The organism is Chromatocurvus halotolerans, from assembly GCF_004340525.1.
GTDB classification, from domain to species: Bacteria; Pseudomonadota; Gammaproteobacteria; order Pseudomonadales; family Halieaceae; genus Chromatocurvus; species Chromatocurvus halotolerans.
This window is the reverse complement of sequence record NZ_SLWX01000002.1, coordinates 40,099-56,075: the sequence shown is the minus strand read 5'-3', so window position 1 is coordinate 56,075 and position 15,977 is coordinate 40,099. Positions and strand designations below refer to the sequence as shown.

12 protein-coding genes are annotated in these 15,977 nt (G+C 61.9%); 2 read left to right on the top strand and 10 right to left on the bottom strand.

Features of this window, described 5'->3' with window-relative positions; genetic code table 11:
• Window positions 1-102: 102 nt before the first annotated feature.
• Genes EV688_RS02430 through EV688_RS02415 form a run of 4 tightly spaced genes read right to left on the bottom strand, consistent with a single transcriptional unit; the run spans window position 103 to window position 6,088 of the window.
• Window positions 103-1,320 carry an acyl-CoA dehydrogenase family protein gene (locus tag EV688_RS02430; protein ID WP_117314435.1) on the bottom strand — a complete coding sequence of 406 codons (1,218 nt, stop codon included), beginning with the start codon at window positions 1,318-1,320 and terminating at the stop codon, window positions 103-105.
• A gap of 13 nt (window positions 1,321-1,333) precedes the next feature.
• Complete coding sequence (gene ppc, locus EV688_RS02425) at window positions 1,334-4,012, bottom strand: phosphoenolpyruvate carboxylase (RefSeq protein ID WP_117314433.1); 2,679 nt, start codon at window positions 4,010-4,012, stop codon at window positions 1,334-1,336.
• Between the two features lie 49 nt (window positions 4,013-4,061).
• Window positions 4,062-5,069, bottom strand: a complete 1,008-nt coding sequence (gene gap / locus EV688_RS02420) for a type I glyceraldehyde-3-phosphate dehydrogenase (protein ID WP_117314431.1) — start codon at window positions 5,067-5,069, stop codon at window positions 4,062-4,064.
• Entirely contained in the window at window positions 5,069-6,088 is a 1,020-nt protein-coding gene (locus EV688_RS02415) for a type I glyceraldehyde-3-phosphate dehydrogenase (protein WP_117314429.1), read from the bottom strand. Before EV688_RS02415 ends, gap begins: the two co-directional genes overlap by 1 nt.
• Before the next feature lie 151 nt (window positions 6,089-6,239).
• Here EV688_RS02415 and folE point away from each other — a divergent pair, with 151 nt between their 5' ends.
• On the top strand, window positions 6,240-6,920 hold the full coding sequence (folE, locus tag EV688_RS02410; RefSeq protein WP_117314427.1) for a GTP cyclohydrolase I FolE: 681 nt from the start codon (window positions 6,240-6,242) through the stop codon (window positions 6,918-6,920).
• A 94-nt stretch (window positions 6,921-7,014) separates the two neighbouring features.
• On the opposite strand, the gene EV688_RS02405 is transcribed toward folE, so the two are convergent.
• From EV688_RS02405 to EV688_RS02385, 5 genes are all read right to left on the bottom strand, one after another.
• Window positions 7,015-8,676: an AMP-binding protein gene (locus EV688_RS02405; RefSeq protein WP_117314425.1), complete on the bottom strand. Its 1,662-nt coding sequence runs from the start codon at window positions 8,674-8,676 to the stop codon at window positions 7,015-7,017.
• A 51-nt stretch (window positions 8,677-8,727) separates the two neighbouring features.
• The gene (locus EV688_RS02400) at window positions 8,728-9,312 is read right to left on the bottom strand and encodes a hypothetical protein (RefSeq protein ID WP_117314423.1); all 585 of its coding nucleotides are present in this window, start codon (window positions 9,310-9,312) and stop codon (window positions 8,728-8,730) included.
• Between the two features lie 4 nt (window positions 9,313-9,316).
• On the bottom strand, window positions 9,317-9,697 hold the full coding sequence (locus tag EV688_RS02395) for a hypothetical protein (RefSeq protein ID WP_240624178.1): 381 nt from the start codon (window positions 9,695-9,697) through the stop codon (window positions 9,317-9,319).
• A gap of 85 nt (window positions 9,698-9,782) precedes the next feature.
• Complete coding sequence (locus EV688_RS02390; protein ID WP_117314421.1) at window positions 9,783-10,508, bottom strand: SDR family NAD(P)-dependent oxidoreductase; 726 nt, start codon at window positions 10,506-10,508, stop codon at window positions 9,783-9,785.
• Window positions 10,509-10,608: 100 nt separating this feature from the next.
• Window positions 10,609-13,071, bottom strand: coding sequence for a bifunctional acetate--CoA ligase family protein/GNAT family N-acetyltransferase (locus EV688_RS02385; protein WP_162883757.1), 2,463 nt, complete (start codon window positions 13,069-13,071; stop codon window positions 10,609-10,611).
• 85 nt (window positions 13,072-13,156) lie between these two features.
• Between EV688_RS02385 and EV688_RS02380 the strand changes: the two genes are divergently transcribed.
• Entirely contained in the window at window positions 13,157-14,080 is a 924-nt protein-coding gene (locus tag EV688_RS02380; RefSeq protein WP_117314419.1) for a histone deacetylase family protein, read from the top strand.
• Window positions 14,081-14,100: 20 nt separating this feature from the next.
• Here the strand turns inward: EV688_RS02380 and EV688_RS02375 are convergent, their stop codons facing one another.
• Complete coding sequence (locus tag EV688_RS02375; RefSeq protein WP_117314417.1) at window positions 14,101-15,897, bottom strand: ABCB family ABC transporter ATP-binding protein/permease; 1,797 nt, start codon at window positions 15,895-15,897, stop codon at window positions 14,101-14,103.
• Window positions 15,898-15,977: the final 80 nt, after the last annotated feature.

The following is a 15,977-nucleotide window of genomic DNA, read 5'->3' as shown; positions in this document are numbered from 1 at the left end:
ACGATCTCGCCACGCAAGGCCTGAGTGACGGATTACAGGCTTAGTGTAAAGCAGAACTCCCGGCCCGCACCAGCGCGCCCCTGGTTGTCGTCCACCAGGGCCTCAGGCAAAGCGGTTGATGATCTGCTTGCCAAGCGCCATCAGGTGCACCTGATCCGGGCCATCCGCCTGACGGCACCAGCGCGCATAGTTGAATGCCTCCGCCATGCAGTAATCCTCGGTCAGGCCGCCGGCGCCGTGCACCTGCATGCAGCGATCAATCACGGTCTGCATCATGAGGGGAACGCTGGTCTTGCTGGCGGCGATCATGTCGCGCGCCTCCTGCGGACCCACCTCGTCCATGCGCTGACAGGTTTTCAGCACCAGCAGCCGGGCCATCTCGATCTCGGAAAAACAGCGGGCGATATCCTCGCGAACCGACTGGTGCTGACTCAGGGCACGGCCAAACGTCGTCCGCGTCTGCACCCGCGCACACGCCAGCTCCAGCGAGCGCTGGGCCGCACCGATCAGGCGCATGCAGTGGTGCATACGCCCGGGACCGAGGCGCCCCTGGGCAATCTCGAAACCGCGGCCTGCGCCGAGCAGCATGTTTTCCAGGGGTACACGCACGTCCTTGAAATCCACCTCGGCGTGCCCGAGTGGCGCATCGTCGTAACCCAGCGTCGTCAGCGGGCGCACCAGCGTCACTCCCGGCGTGTCCTTCGGCACGAGAACCTGAGACTGCTGCAGGTGACGGTTGGGGTTGTCGGGGTCCGACTTGCCCATGACGATGAAGATTGTCGTTCGCTCGTACATGGCGTTGGTGATGAACCATTTGCGTCCGTTCAATACCCATTCATCACCCTCTTGCTCTATCCGCAGTTCGATGTTGGTGGCATCCGATGAGGCCACCTGCGGTTCCGTCATCGCATAAGACGATCGAATCTCCCCCGACAGCAGTGGGCGCAGCCAGCGCTCCCGCTGCGCCGCATCTCCATACTTCATCAACACTTCCATGTTGCCGGTGTCGGGCGCGTTGCAGTTGAAGATTTCCGGCGACCAGAGAACACGCCCCATCATTTCCGCCATTGGCGCATAATCGAAATTGCTGAAACCCCCATGATCGCAGTACCCGGCGTGGTGCGGTGAAACAAACAGGTTCCACAGCCCCGCCTCACGCGCAAGGGATTTCAGTTCATCCATCAGCGGCAAGGGCGCAAAGCGCGATGTCGCCTCGTGCAGCTGCCGGGCGTAGAGCGCCTCGTTCGGGTAGACGTGCTCATCCATGAAGGCCTGCAGACGCGACTGGAAGGCCTGCGATTGATTACTGAATTCTTGCACGATGATTCTCCTGTCAGCCGGTATTGCGCATGCCCGCCGCGATACCCGCTATCGTGACCATCATGGCCCGCTGGGCCACCGGGTCGGCGGTTTCCCGGGTTCGTGTGAGCAACTCGACCTGAAGATAGTTCAGGGGGTCTGTGTAGACATTGCGCAGTGATATCGATTCAGCGGCCCATACCTGAGTTTCCAGCAAGGCATCGACCCCCAGCAGGGACATGACGGTATCCCGGTCTGCCGCCATTTCCGCGCGCAGCGCCTCGCCGATATCGCGCAGGTTGTCTGGTACCAGATGGACGTCGTAATGTGCAGACAAGCCGGCATCGGCCTTGGCAAAAACCATTTCCAGCATGGCCAGACGCGTGGCGAAGAAGGGCCACTCCCGGGCCATTTCCGCAATCGTCTGCGCGTGCCCGCCCGTCAGTGCTTCACGCAGCGCATGCCCCGCCCCCAGCCAGGCGGGAAGCATTAGCCGGTTCTGCGACCAGGCAAATATCCAGGGAATGGCGCGCAGGCTCTCGATTCCTCCGCTTCCCCGACGCCGCGCCGGCCGCGATCCCAGAGGCAGACTTGCCAGCTCCTGCTCGGGTGTCGCGTGACGGAAATAGTCGACAAAATCGGGATTGTCGCGCACTACCCGTCGATAGGCGGCGCAGGAACTCTCGGCCATGGCGTTCATGCCCTCGCGCCAGGCCTGCTTCGGACGCGGCGGACTGATCAGGTTCGTGCGGCAGATGGCGCTGGCGTACAGAGCCAGGGTGCGCACGGCAATCGAGGTCAGGCCGAGCTTGGCGCGAATCATCTCGCCCTGTTCGGTAACCCGAAGACCATTGCGCAACGACCCGGGTGGCTGTGACAGCAGCGCGTCATAGGCAGGCGCCCCGCCACGTCCAATCGTGCCACCGCGCCCATGAAACAGCGTCAGCTCCACGGCATTCGTACGGCACACCGAAAGCAGCGCTTCCTGGGCCTGATACTGCGCCCAGGCAGCGGCAAAAACGCCGGCATCCTTGGCGGAGTCTGAATAGCCGATCATGACCATCATGCGGCCGTCTATGTGCTCGCGATACCAGGGGATCTGCAGCAGACCCTCCACAACACGGCTGGCGTTGGAGAGGTCATCCAGGGTTTCAAACAGCGGCGCAACAGGGAGGGCAACACGACAGCCAAACTCGCGCAGCAGCAGATGCACCGCCAGCACATCAGACGCCTCGCGGGCCATGGAAATGACATAGGCACCCAGCGACGCGGCCGGCTGTGCAGCGATGGCGCGACAGGTATCGAAAACCTCCTGCGCGTCATCACTCCCCCGCCATCCCCACGGCAGCAGCGGCCGGCGTCCCTGCAGCTCGGACACCAGAAACGCCAGGCGATGCGGCTCATCCCAGGCGGCATAGTCCCCGAGCTCGAGGTATCGGGTAATCTCGGCCAATGCCGCCGTGTGCCGGGCGCTGTCCTGGCGAATGTCCAGGCGCACAAGATGAACGCCAAAGCACTCCACGCGACGCAAACTGTCCAGAAGACGACTCTGCGCTATGGCCTGCATGCCGCAGGCCTCAAGTGAGCGATAGCAGAACAGCAGGGGCTCGCGCAGCTGCTGTTCATTGTGCAGCCAGTCCCCATCCGCAGGCTCTGCAGGCGACTCGCCGGCGAGCACCGCCTCGAGGTAGCTCAGGGTGTCCCGCAGCAGCCGGCGAAGTTTGCGCAACTCTGCACGGTAGGGCTCACGGGCTTCGGGGTTGCGCTCGCGAAGGTGAGCATCACAGCGCGTGACAGACAGTTCTTCGATCAGATCCTCGATATCGCGGAGGTAGAGGTCGGCGGCCTGCCAGCGGGCCAGCAGCAATACCTCTTCAGTCACGCTGGCCGTGACATTGGGATTGCCGTCACGGTCGCCGCCCATCCAGGAAAGAAATCGTACCGGTGCCGCATCCAGCGGCAGGCCTTCCCCGCAGGCGCGCTGCCGGGCGCGATCGAGGCGGCGCAGGAATTCCGGCACCGCATTCCAGAGAGAGTCCTCGACCACGGCGAAGCCCCACTTCGCCTCATCCACCGGTGTGGGTCGCTCAGCCCGGAACTCCTCTCCGAACCAGATCTGTGCAACGAGCTCCCGCACACGCTGCTGCAGTCGCTCGCGCTCGGCATCGGTACGCCCGGAGAGCTCGAGATCAGACAGGCAACGACCGATTTCGCGGTGCTTGTGGATCAGTGTTCGACGCATGATTTCCGTGGGATGCGCCGTCAGCACCAACTCGATATTGAGGGCGTCAATCGTCTGCGCGACCCCGGTCGGATCGATGTCGGCAGCAAGCAGCTCGTCCACCATGCCTGACAGCATGCTCGACGGCGAGAACTGCTGCACCATCTCCCTCGACACGCTGTGCTGCTGGTCGGCGATATTTGCCAGGTTGAGAAACTGGCTGAAGGCGCGGGCCACCGACAGCATGTCTTTCTCGGGCAGACTGTGCAGGGCGTCAATCAGCCGGTCCCGGTCTTCACTGTCGCCATCGCGGGAGCTGCGGGAGAGCTGTCGGATGCGTTCAACGCCTGCCAGAAAGTCCTCACCCTCGGCAGAGGCGATAACTTCGCCAAGAACGCTGCCCAGCATACTGACATTGCGTCGCAGACTGGCATAGGTATCACCCCGGAGCGGCTCGTCCTGAGCATTGCCTTCTTTCGCCCAGTGAACCATTACACGCTCGCTGGCGAACAGTAGGGAAGAAGGTGTACCACCCCCTGGGTTACCACTGTCGGAATCGCTCCAGCAGGTCGCAGACGCGGCAGCTGTAACCCCATTCATTGTCGTACCAGTTCAGCACCCGCAGATACCGGCCGTTGGTCACTGCGGTAAAACCACTGTCAAATATCGAGGAGTGGCTGTTGCCTATAATGTCTGAAGACACCAGCGGCCGCTCGCTGAACTGCAGGATGCCCGCCAGGGTGTCGCTCTCGGATGCGGCTTTCACGACCCGATGTACCTCCTCCACGCTGACCGTGCGCCCCAGCTTCACAAACAGATCCACCACCGAGCCGTCGGAAACCGGTACCCGGGATGCGATGCCGTGCAATTTGCCGGCAAGTTCCGGCAACACCTTGCCGACCGCTTTCGCGGCACCGGTAGAGGTCGGGATAATGTTTTCCGCAGCCGCTCGACTGCGACGCCAGTCAGAGTGCGGGACATCTGCAAGCCGCTGGTCGTTGGTATAGGCGTGCACCGTGTTCATGACACCCTCGACGACGCCGAAACTGTCATTCAGCACGCGCACCATCGGCGCCAGACAGTTTGTCGTACAGCTCGCGTTGGAGATGATCCGGTGCGCCGGCTCAAGCTGTTCGTCGTTTACTCCCAGCACGACCATGAAGTCGATATCATCCTTTGCCGGTACGGTCAGCACCACGCGGTCGGCACCGGCGTCGATGTGCAGCTGCAGCTTCTCCCGCGTGCGAAATGCGCCGGTGGCCTCGATCACTGCGTCCACGCCAAGTTCAGCCCAGGGCAACGCCGAGGGATCCCGTTCGCTGAGCATACGGACACGGCTCTTGCCAGTCACAATATGGTCATCCTGCAACGCCAGCTCACCCTTGAAGCGGCCCATGACAGTGTCGTAATTGAGCAGATAGCGCAGGGCGTCGTGGTCGAAGAGATCATTGATGGCGACAACATCGATACCCTCCACGTCCTCGAGTATGCGGAAGACGGAGCGGCCGATTCGCCCGAAGCCATTGATGGCGACCTTGAGGTTTTTCATTACGCAACCTCCCTGGCATCAAGTCGATGGTAGAGTCGGGCAACGTCGAGAAGCCGCGCGGCATGCCCCCGCGTTTCATACCAGGACAGGGTCTTGACGAAATGTTCCCCGGCTTTCAACGTCCCCTGAATGTCGAACAGCAGCGACAGACTGCTGCCGAGCACATCGGAGGACACAATCGGATCATCTATCACGCCCATCTGCTCAGGCAGGCGCTTTGCTGCCTCGGTCATGACCCGGTTGACGTCATCGGCGGTCACGGCGGCATCCTCGAACACCAGGTTCACGTCAAGCAGGCAGCCCTCCTGCACGGGCACATTGAGTGTCGACGTCGTTATCTTGCCGGCAAACAGCGGCAGCACATGGCCCAGCCAGTGGCCGGCCTCATGGCCGTTGGGAATGATATTGCGCGCCGCGGAGCGACTGCGCCGGTAATCGCTGCCCGCATAGTCCTGCAGCGCCTGGTCCGACGTGTACGCATGTACCGTGGTGGCACTGCCGCACTCGATCACGAAGTGCTGCGACAGCGTGTGCAGGAGCAGGCACAGTGCCGATGTTGTCGGTGAACCGGCGGAGACCATGCGATCCTGCGGGGCAATACTCTCCTCGTTGACGCCGGGTATCACGATGCGATCGATATCATCCCCGGGGAGCGTGCGCAGCAGCACTCTGGGAGCGCCGTTGCCCAGATGGGCACGCATCTCGTCAGCGCTGCGGTAGCGCCCGGTGGCGTCGATCACGAGATCCACGTCAAACACATCCCAGGGCATTTCCGCCGGCTGGTCGGTGGACATCAGGCGTGTGCGACCGCCGGGACCCACCAGATAATTGCCATCCAGGGAATACTCCGCCGGTCTGGCAACTTCCGACTGCAGCAGGTAGTGGAGAATCTGGGGCTTGCCGATATCGGCAATGGCAATGACGGTGATGTCGTCCCGGTGCGATGCCAGATCATACAGCTGGCGTCCCGTCTGCCCGAAGCCCATCAGCCCAAGGCGTACTGGCCTGTCTGTCGACATACTGAAAATCTCCAAAGGTAGGGTAACTGCGCTGTGAATAGTCTTGCACTCATCGCATGGCAGCGCAAACCTGTCGCTACTTTGACCATGTTCCCGGCAATCTGGGCGGGCAAGGTCCGCGTATTTCTGTTTACGTTGATGGAGACTCGACATGACCACTGCCCATGCTATTACCTGCCCGGACGTCACAACCAACCTCAGTGCCGAAGCTGCCATGGTGCAGAAAGCGCTGACCGATAAAGGCCTCGAGACACCGCTAGTTCACAACGGTCTCGACCGGGATGAGAAATACGCCCGGATTCGTGATGCCTTCACGGAAATCGCGCAAGTGCTAGGACTTGACCTGCGCGACGACAGTCTCCGTGAAACGCCGCACCGGATTGCCAAAATGTACGTCGACGAGATCTTTTCCGGGTTGGACTATGCAAAATTCCCGTCCATATCGGTCATCGACAACAAGATGCAGGTGGAGGAGATGGTCTGCATCGACAAGATCGATCTGGTGAGCACCTGTGAGCATCATTTCGTCACCATCGACGGGAGCGCCAGGGTTGCGTACATACCGCGGCACCGGATCATCGGCCTGTCAAAGATCAACCGCATTGTGCGCTTTTTCTCCCAGCGCCCCCAGGTCCAGGAACGGTTGACACAGCAGATCCTCGTCGCGCTGCAAACGCTGCTGGAGACCGACGACGTCGCCGTGACCGTGAACGCTGTCCACTATTGCGTGAAATCACGCGGCGTCATGGACAGTAACTCGACAACCCGGACCACGGCACTCGGTGGTGCATTCAAGACCGACGCCAGTACGCGCGGCGAATTTCTCGGCTGAACCCCGTCATCGCCACGCCTTCGGGCGGGCGACGGATCGAGCCTGCGTCAACGCTCCCACGGCAGGCCAATCTGCCATGGGAGTGGTCGAACCTTCAGTTCACCTGGCCATGCCAGTGAACAACAACTTTTCCCTGCTCCGCGGATTGCAACGCAATCTCGCGCGCCACATCGCCAAACAGCTCCTCGACGCGGTCACGACGTATTTTGAGCGTCGGTGTCAGCACCTCGTTGGCGATATCCCACGCCTCGCTGGACAGAATGACGCCACCGATGCGCGCGTGCCTCTCAACAGCGGCGTTGATCTCTTCCAGCGTCGCCAGGAACGAGGCTTCCAGTTCCTCGCGCGAGCGCTGACGCGCTTCCGGCGTAAGCACCGCGACCATGACTGTCTTCGAGTAACCGCGCCCCAGAAGACATTGCTGCTCGGCGTGCGGGTTCTTCGCAAACTCCCCCTCGATGGGTGGCGGCGCGACGTACTTGCCCTGGATAGTCTTGAAGTAATCCTTCACGCGCCCGGTGATGTAGAGAAAGCCGTCCTCATCCACACGGGCCTTGTCGCCGGTGTGGATCCAGCCATCACGAATCAGTTCCGCCGTCTTGTCCGGCATGCGGTAATAGCCGGGCGTACAGCCTTCCGCCTTGACCGCCAGCTCGCCATCTTCTGTTATCCGGTACTGGACCTCGCCAATCGGCTTGCCGATCGAACCGATACGGCGCTGGTCGGGACTGCTGACAATCAGCCCCATGGCTTCGGTCTGACCAAACCCCTCCATGAGCGTAAGACCGAACTTTTCCCACCAGTGAATCAGCGCTGGCGGGGTGGGCGCGGCGGCCACCAGACAGAACTCGACCTCGTTCAGCCCCATGGTGTCCAGCACCAGCCTGCCAATACCCTCACGATCCGCCTCCAGAGCCTTGTCGAGCTCTGCCTGGCCACCGAATTTGCCAATGATCGCCTGCTGGAACTGCTCCCAGATGCGCGGCGGCCCGAAGAACATGTGCGGGCGTGTGCGCTGCAGATCCCGAAGGATGGTTTCCAGTGACTCGTTGAACGACACCTCGCCGCAAACGACCACCGAGGAAAATTCCACAATCTGGCGCTCGGCGATATGTGAAAGGGGCAGATAAGAGAAGTAGCGTGGATTGTCTCGTATACCGAAGGCCTGGATGAACCGGCGAATCGGCACAAGATTACTGGAATGCGTCTGGATAACCCCCTTGGGCAGACCCGTGGTGCCGGAGGTGAACACCAGGGCGATGGTGTCATCGGCAGCACACTCATAGGCCGGCGCCCTGCCCCGCCACTCCGCCAACAGGTCCTCCCAGCGCAAGTGGGGATGATCGAGGGAAACGCCCGGCAGCGTGATCAGAGTGACACCGTCAGGCAGAACCTTGCTGACCGCCTCCCAGTTATGCGTCTCACCGACAAACAGAACCCGGGTCTCCGTGAAATCAAGTATGTACTCCGCTGTGGATGCGGGCAGCGTGGTAAACAGGCTTACCGAGATGTTACCGGAGGCGATAACCGCGAGATCTGCCATGAACCAGTGCGGCCGGTTGCGGGACAATATGCCCATGCGTTCACCGTGCCCGAAGCGGTCCTCCAGCATGGCGGCGATGGCCTGAATCTCGGCGTAAGCCTCAGACCAGGTGTAATCATCGCTGCCCGCTTCACGAAGATCACGAAGCCACAGTTTGTCTGGACACGTCTTTGCCCAGTGGCTCACCAGCCCGGTGATAGTGTCGTTCAACATGCGTCATCTCCTTATTGTCGGGGCCGGATGGATTTGGACATCACGCGCCGGCTATCTCATCTCCAGGGTCCGCTGCCCGATTCCGGTCGGCGTACCGCGCTGTTCCAGACCATTACTGCCCATGCCCGGTCTGTTTTCGTTATTGAGAGCCGTGGGCAATGGCATTAACGCGGCGGCGCCCCAGCCATGCTGGGGCATGGGGATCAGCAGGTCGGCGACATTCACCAGCGGTGCGACGCCGACAAAGGCCTGCACGGAAGCACCGCCGCCAACGGCATTGTCCCAGGTGGCGCGCGAGACCGAGGTCGCGACATGCCCGTCATCAAAGCTGACCAGCAGAAAATCGCCGCGGACCCGGGCGTCACCCCAGTCGAAGGTCAGCGCATCGACCCCCAGGACGCCGAGACTGGCTCCAAAGGCATTTTCTGAGATACGCCAGTGCTCCCAGCCCATGACCCACCCCGAGGCGCTGCGCGTCAGGCGCTGCGGCGGACCCAGCTGGGCCAACACCGACTGCAGCGATGCGCCTGCGGCGGGCTCAGCCTGAACGGACGGCAGTGGCTGCCCCAACTGATGAAAGCGCTGCGTGCAGCCAACCAGGAGAAACACGGCAAGAAGGGCTGATACACGCATCATCGCGTTAATCCGCGTCCGGTCGAATCCACGTGGAGTGATCGGTGAGAATGTCATTCTCGTCAAAGAAGAAAATAGCCCGGTCGTAGCGCGTATCCACCGTGAAGCGGTTATACACAATCAGCAGCAGGGCTTCACCGTCGGCCTGTTCATTCAGGTAATACAGCACGGATTCGTCGCCGAGGGCGATAACCTGCGACGGCGGTCCCAGACGTGCCAGAATCTCGCCGCGGGTCGTCCTGCCCGGCTGCAGATCCCCGATGGCTGCGGGCTTCCAGGTAACTTCGACACCGCGCCTGTTGTCGTATTGCGCACAGGCCCCAAGGACGCAAAAAAGAAGAACCGGTATCGCGCGCCAGCCGGCGTGCCTTACGATGTCTGAAACCATCAGTGACTCCACAGCAGATATCCCTGCGCAAGATACCCTGCCCCGGCTGCCATGAACAGACGCCGGCGCCGGGGTGTCGCGCCATTCACCAGTCAATGCGCTCCCCGGCCCAGTCCAGGTAGGACAGAGTACCATCCGCATTGACACTTTCCATGATCGTCAGCAGCCTGTCAGCCACGTACGCCGGCGTAAAAAGCTTTTCCTCTGGCACGCGCGCCTGGAACGGTTCCGACAATGGCGTATCGGTGGTGCCGGGGTGGAACGCGACAAGCTTGATCGCGGGTGCACGTCGGGCAAGTTCGATTGCCGCCGATTTGAGCATCATGTTGAGGGCAGACTTGGATCCCCGATAGCTGTACCAGCCACCCAGGCGATTGTCCGCGATACTGCCCACGCGAGCACTCAGGAAAGCCGCAACGCACCCCGGGCTGCGCCGCATCAGAGGCTCCAGTGCGGCAAGCCACAACATCGGCACCATGGCATTGACGTGAAACACGGTCTGCATGGTGCCGGCATCAAGCTCGCGCAGCGCGCGCTCGGGTCGATAATGCTCGCCGTGAAGTGTTCCGCTACACACGATGACGCGCCGCAGTTCGGCATCCGATTCCTTGAGCATTCTGCCGATTCTCGAAACGGTTTCAGCGCGCTGCACCGCGTCATCGGCGCAGACGTGCCACTGCACGTGCGACGCCAGAGCGTCCGGTGCCGCACTGCGACTGACGGCGTGCACGCAGCCATCCTGCACCGCGTCCACCAATGCCCGACCAATACCACCGCTGGCACCGATAATGACCGCAGCTTGTGCTGACATGCCCGCCGACTCCTTCGCAGATCTTTTTCCCGATCTTTAGCTACGCAGGCAACGTGCCATCGGATGCGGCCGGGCGACAACGGACTCACCACGTGACGCACTAAAGCGGTCGGGTAACCGCGACAATATCAGGATCGTCGAGACGACGCTTCAGGCTGAAGCCAAGACCGCGGCACAGTGCAAGCATCTTGCGATTGTGGGCCAGCACTTCACCCTCCATGAGCTCGAGGCCGCGATCGCGCGCAATGCGAAATAGCGCTTGCATTAACTGGCTTCCGATACCCCGGCCCTGAATCTCGTCGGACACCGCCAGGGCAAACTCGCAGGAAACGGCATCCGAGTTCACGGCATAGCGCGACACGCCGACAATGCGCTCACCCGGCAAACCGCTGTCGACAACGGCCACCAGGGCCATCTCACGGTCGTAGTCGATCTGGGTGAAGCGCGCAAGCATGGCAGTGGAAAGATGATCGAGGCGATACATGAAACGGTAATAACGGCTCTGCGCCGACAAGCCATCCACGAAACGCTGCTCCATGTCGGCATCTTCCGGGCGTATCGGCCGAATCAGCAGGGATTCTCCGTCGGGGAGTGACACCCGGTTTTCCAGCTCACCCGGGTAGGGAAGTATGGCCATATGGCCATAGCTGGATGCGGTAGCGCCGACGCCCCGGGGGACTAGGGAAACCTCTATGCGCTCGGCTTCCGGCACTGCTGCATCGCCCAGCGGCAGGTACGGCAGGCTGATGCTTTCGACCTCGGGAATCTCACAGGCGATCGCCGACAGCGTCATCAGCATATCTATCAGTTGGGTTTCCTGCGAGGGCAAAAGGGGCTCCATGGCAAAGCGCTTTGTCACGCGCCCTAGCAGCTCCCGACACAGGTAATCGTTAAGCGGGGGCAGTGACGCCTGCACACCGTCAAGACGCGGCAGGATACTGCCGGCAGGGCCGAGGAATAACACCGGCCCAAAGGCCGGCGCCCGCGCAAGAAGCAACGCGATACGACGATGAAAAGACGCCGGCGCGCCCGTCATGGCAGCAGGCGAGGGAACCACCCGGGCATCCATGGCGTCGAACAACTCGACCACAGCCGCTGCCGGCAAGCGCGATGCTTCAGCGGTCATGTGATCTCTGACAAGCGCCCTGGCGCGGGGTAGATCGGGAGCGGCATGTCGAGACAGGGGTGGCGTGAGCTGCAGGAGCAGATTCTGGCTGTTCCGGTAGCTGGCGAGATAAGCCAGCGCATCCACCGCCCGCTCGGGACTTGAAAATTGCGGAATCGAGGCGGCAGACAGCAGCGCGCGGCTGTCTGCCACCAGATCCTGCCCCATCCAGCAGGCCATTACCGGCTTGCCCGCGGGGTTGGCCTGTGCAACCAGCGCCTCTGCGCAGGCAAGCGGATCGGTCACGCCCTGCGGTGTCAACAGCGCCAGTAACGTATCCACCTCGGGATCGCCCAACAGCGCTTTCGCTGCCTCGGCAAAACGCGCGGGGGCGGCATCACCCAGCAAATCGACCGGATTGCTGCACTGCCAGCCGGACGGCATTACGGCGGTTAGCGCCTCGCGGGTGGACGCGGAGGGACAGGCCATTGGCAGGCCATGGTGGCGGGCGCGGTTCGTGGCCATGGCTCCCGGGCCGGCGGCATTGGTGATCATCACCACGCGCTGCCCCGCCGCCGCTTTGGTACCCGAAGCCAGGGTCCGTGCCGCCGTTAGCAGTTCATGCACGCTGCTCACGCGCACGGCACCGGCGCGCCTGACGGCGGCATCAAACGCAGCATCCGCCATGGGTGCCTGGTCAATCGCGGTATCATTGATGGCTCCACCGCCCGACTTGAGCACGACAACAGGCTTCACCCGCGCAGCAAGCCGCAGTCCGCTGACAAAGGCCCGGGCATCGGCAATGCGCTCTACATAGAGAAGAACGCTGCGCGTTGACGCATCCACCGCGCAATAGTCAAGCAGGTCGCCGAAATCCACATCGGCGGCCGCACCGGGAGACGCCAGCAGGGACATTCCAAAGTGATTCGAGGCCGCCCAGTCGAGCATGGCATTGCAGAAACCCACGGACTGGGACAACAGAGCAACGCGCCCGGGCCCCACCACACTGCGCGCGAAGCTGGCATTGAAGTTCCAGGACGGGCGCAGCACACCGAGCGTATGCGGGCCGAGCAGCGCGATGCCGTGCTCCCGGGCGATCCTGACCAGCGGCTGCTGCGACAGGCCATCCGTCGCCTGACCACCAAAGCCGGCGGAAAGGACAATCGCCGCCGAGACGCCAGCCTGGGCCGCATCGAGCAGCACGTCGGGGACATCGCTCGCGGGCACGGCAATGACAACCAGGTCCAGTGCAACGCCGATCGCTCCTATTCGGGGATAGGCCTGCAAACCCTGGACCGTCGTGCGGCGGGAGTTGACCGGATATACCGCGCCCGAAAAACCGCCGCCGAGGATGTTGTGCAGGACTCTGCCCCCCACGGCATCAATACGATCAGAGGCCCCGACGACGGCAACGCTGTCTGGCTCGAACAGCCGGTGCAGGTAATGTTTCCTCGCCATGATTCTCCCGCTCCCGCACGCAAGTGCATCGATGCGCAGGATACGGGACAATGGTGCCATAGGCACAAATCAGCTGGATACCCACATGACCATCGGATACATCACGCACACGGATTGCCTGCTACACGAATCGGGGCAGGGCCACCCGGAATCCCCGGCTCGCCTGCTGGCCATCAATGATCGACTGATTGGCTGCGGTCTCGATGCGGCGCTGGTGCGTCACGATGCACCCCGGGTTACCCGGAAGCAGCTGCTGCGAGTCCACGATCCTGCCTATATCGACGCTATCGCCGAACAGTCGCCCGCCGCCGGCATGACCTGGCTGGATGGCGACACCGCCATGAACCCGCACAGCCTGCTGGCGGCAGAACGTGCAGCCGGTGCTGCCGCCAGCGCTGTTGCGCTCGTGATGACGGGAGAACACCGCCGCGTATTCTGCGCCGTGCGCCCGCCCGGCCACCATGCAGAGCGCGATCGCGCCATGGGCTTCTGCCTTTACAACAATGTGGCTATTGCGGCCTACGAGGCCCTCGAAGCCTATGGGCTAGCCCGTGTTGCTATCGTCGATTTCGACGTGCACCACGGCAACGGCACGGAACATATTGTTGCCGATGACTCCCGGATACTGTTCTGTTCTACCTTCCAGCACCCCTTCTATCCCCACTCGGGATCAACGCCCTCGGCGGACAATATTGTCAACGTGCCGCTTGCGGCGGGCTCCGGCGGTGCGGCTTTCGCCTGCGCAGTGGAAGAACACTGGCTGCCGAGGCTTGCCGACTTTGCCCCGGAACTGGTGCTGATTTCCGCCGGCTTTGACGCCCACCAGGCTGACGACATGGCAGGCCTGACATTCGTCGACAGTGATTACGCCTGGGTCACCTCCGAGCTGTGCCGGGTCGCCAATACCTCCGCGGCAGGCCGGATTGTGTCGTGTCTCGAGGGCGGCTACGAGCTGCACGCCCTCGCACGCAGCGTAGAAGCCCACCTCAAAGCATTGATTGGCCCCTGAAGCCGCCCACGACACTACCTTTACGCGGGCACCGTTTCACGTGCCTGCTGCGCCCACCACAGTCGGGCATACTCTCCATCACGCGACAGCAGATCGCCGTGTGCGCCACTCTCGGCAATAGCGCCATCGCGCAGAACGACAATACGATCGGCGTCTACCACGGTTGACAGGCGATGCGCGATGACCAGCGTCGTATGGCGCTGCGCCAGGTCGCGAAACGCCGAGAGCACGGCCTGCTCCGAGTGACTGTCCAGCGATGACGTTGCCTCATCGAAGACCAGTATCGGTGCGTCCTTGAGGATTGCGCGCGCGATGGCCACCCGCTGTTTTTCACCGCCAGAGAGTTTCAGCCCCCGCTCACCCACGCGGGTCAGCAGGCCCTCCGGGAGCTGACTGACAAAGTCGTCGAGGTGGGCAGCGTGAATCGCCTCTCGCACCGCGTCGTCATCTGCCGCCGGATTGCCGTAGCGAACATTCTCCAGCAGACTGTCATTGAACAGCACGGTATCCTGCGGAACGATTGCTATGTGCCGACGCAGCGATTCCTGCGTGACCTCGCGGATATCCTGACCGTCAATGGTAATTCGGCCAGCCACCGGGTCATAAAATCGAAACAGCAGCTTTATCAGCGTGGATTTGCCCGCGCCGCTGGCGCCGACCAGTGCCACACGGGTTCCCGGCTCAACGCCCAGGCTGAAGCCATTGATAATGCTGCGCTTGTCCCCGTAATTAAACACCACATCCTCGAAAGCGATACGTCCGTGTTCGACCTGCAGCGTCCTGGCATCGTCGGCATCGCGCACCGCGGGCTCACGCTCCAGCAGATCAAACAGGTTCTCGATGTTCGCCATGGAACTCTTGATCTCTCGGTACACGAAACCGAGAAAGCCCAATGGCATGAACAGCTGCAGCATGAACTGGTTGATGAGCACGAAATCACCAAGGCTCAGCACCCCATCCCGAACCTGCCAGGCCGCCAGACCGATCATCAGTGTCTGGGAAAGAGCGATTATCAGCGCCTGTCCCGCATTCAGCGCGAACAGCGACAGGCGATTGGAGCGCCGAGCCTGCTCCCAGGCCGCGAGAGACTCATCGTAGCGGTCGCTCTCAAAGGTCTCGTTGGTAAAGTACTTGACCGTTTCGTAGTTCAGCAGGCTGTCGACCGCCCGCGTATTGCTGCTGGAATCCGCCTCATTCACCGCACGGACAAAGCGGGTCCGCCACTCGGTCGCGCGGAAGGAAAACGCGCCATAACCCAGCACCGCGACCACAACCACAACAGCGTAGGAGAGCCCGTAGTTGTATAGCAGGATGCCCGCAACCATCGCAATTTCAAACAGGGTAGGGGCGATATTGAAAATGAAGAAACGCATCAGGAAGCTGATGCCGGTGGTGCCACGTTCGATATCCCGCGCCAGACCGCCGGTGCGTCGATTCAGGTGATAATCAATGTCCAGATTGTGCACATGGCGGAACACCTGCAGACCGATTCGTCGCATGGCCCGCTCCGTGACCCGGCCGAACAGGGTGTCGCGCAGCTCTGCGAACATCACGCTGGCGAAGCGCGCCATACCGTAGGCAATCACCAGCGACAGCAGCATAACCACCGTTATCTGTTCAGGAGTCTCAAGATCCAGCGTGTCGACAAGCGACTTCAGAATAAACGGAATGGTCAGCAGAGCGCCTTTGGCAAGGAACAGGCAGGCCATGGCAAGGGCGACACGGCCGGCGTTCTCGCGCAGCACCGGCAGCAGACGCCATAGCAGGGACCAGTTGTAGTGGCCGCTGGTGGGCTCGGACACGGATGACGGGTGCATGAAACTCCTCAGTGCAGAAAAACCGGATGGCATGGCGGCAGAGTGACACTCTCGCCGCATGCACGCAGGGCTTGCCCGGG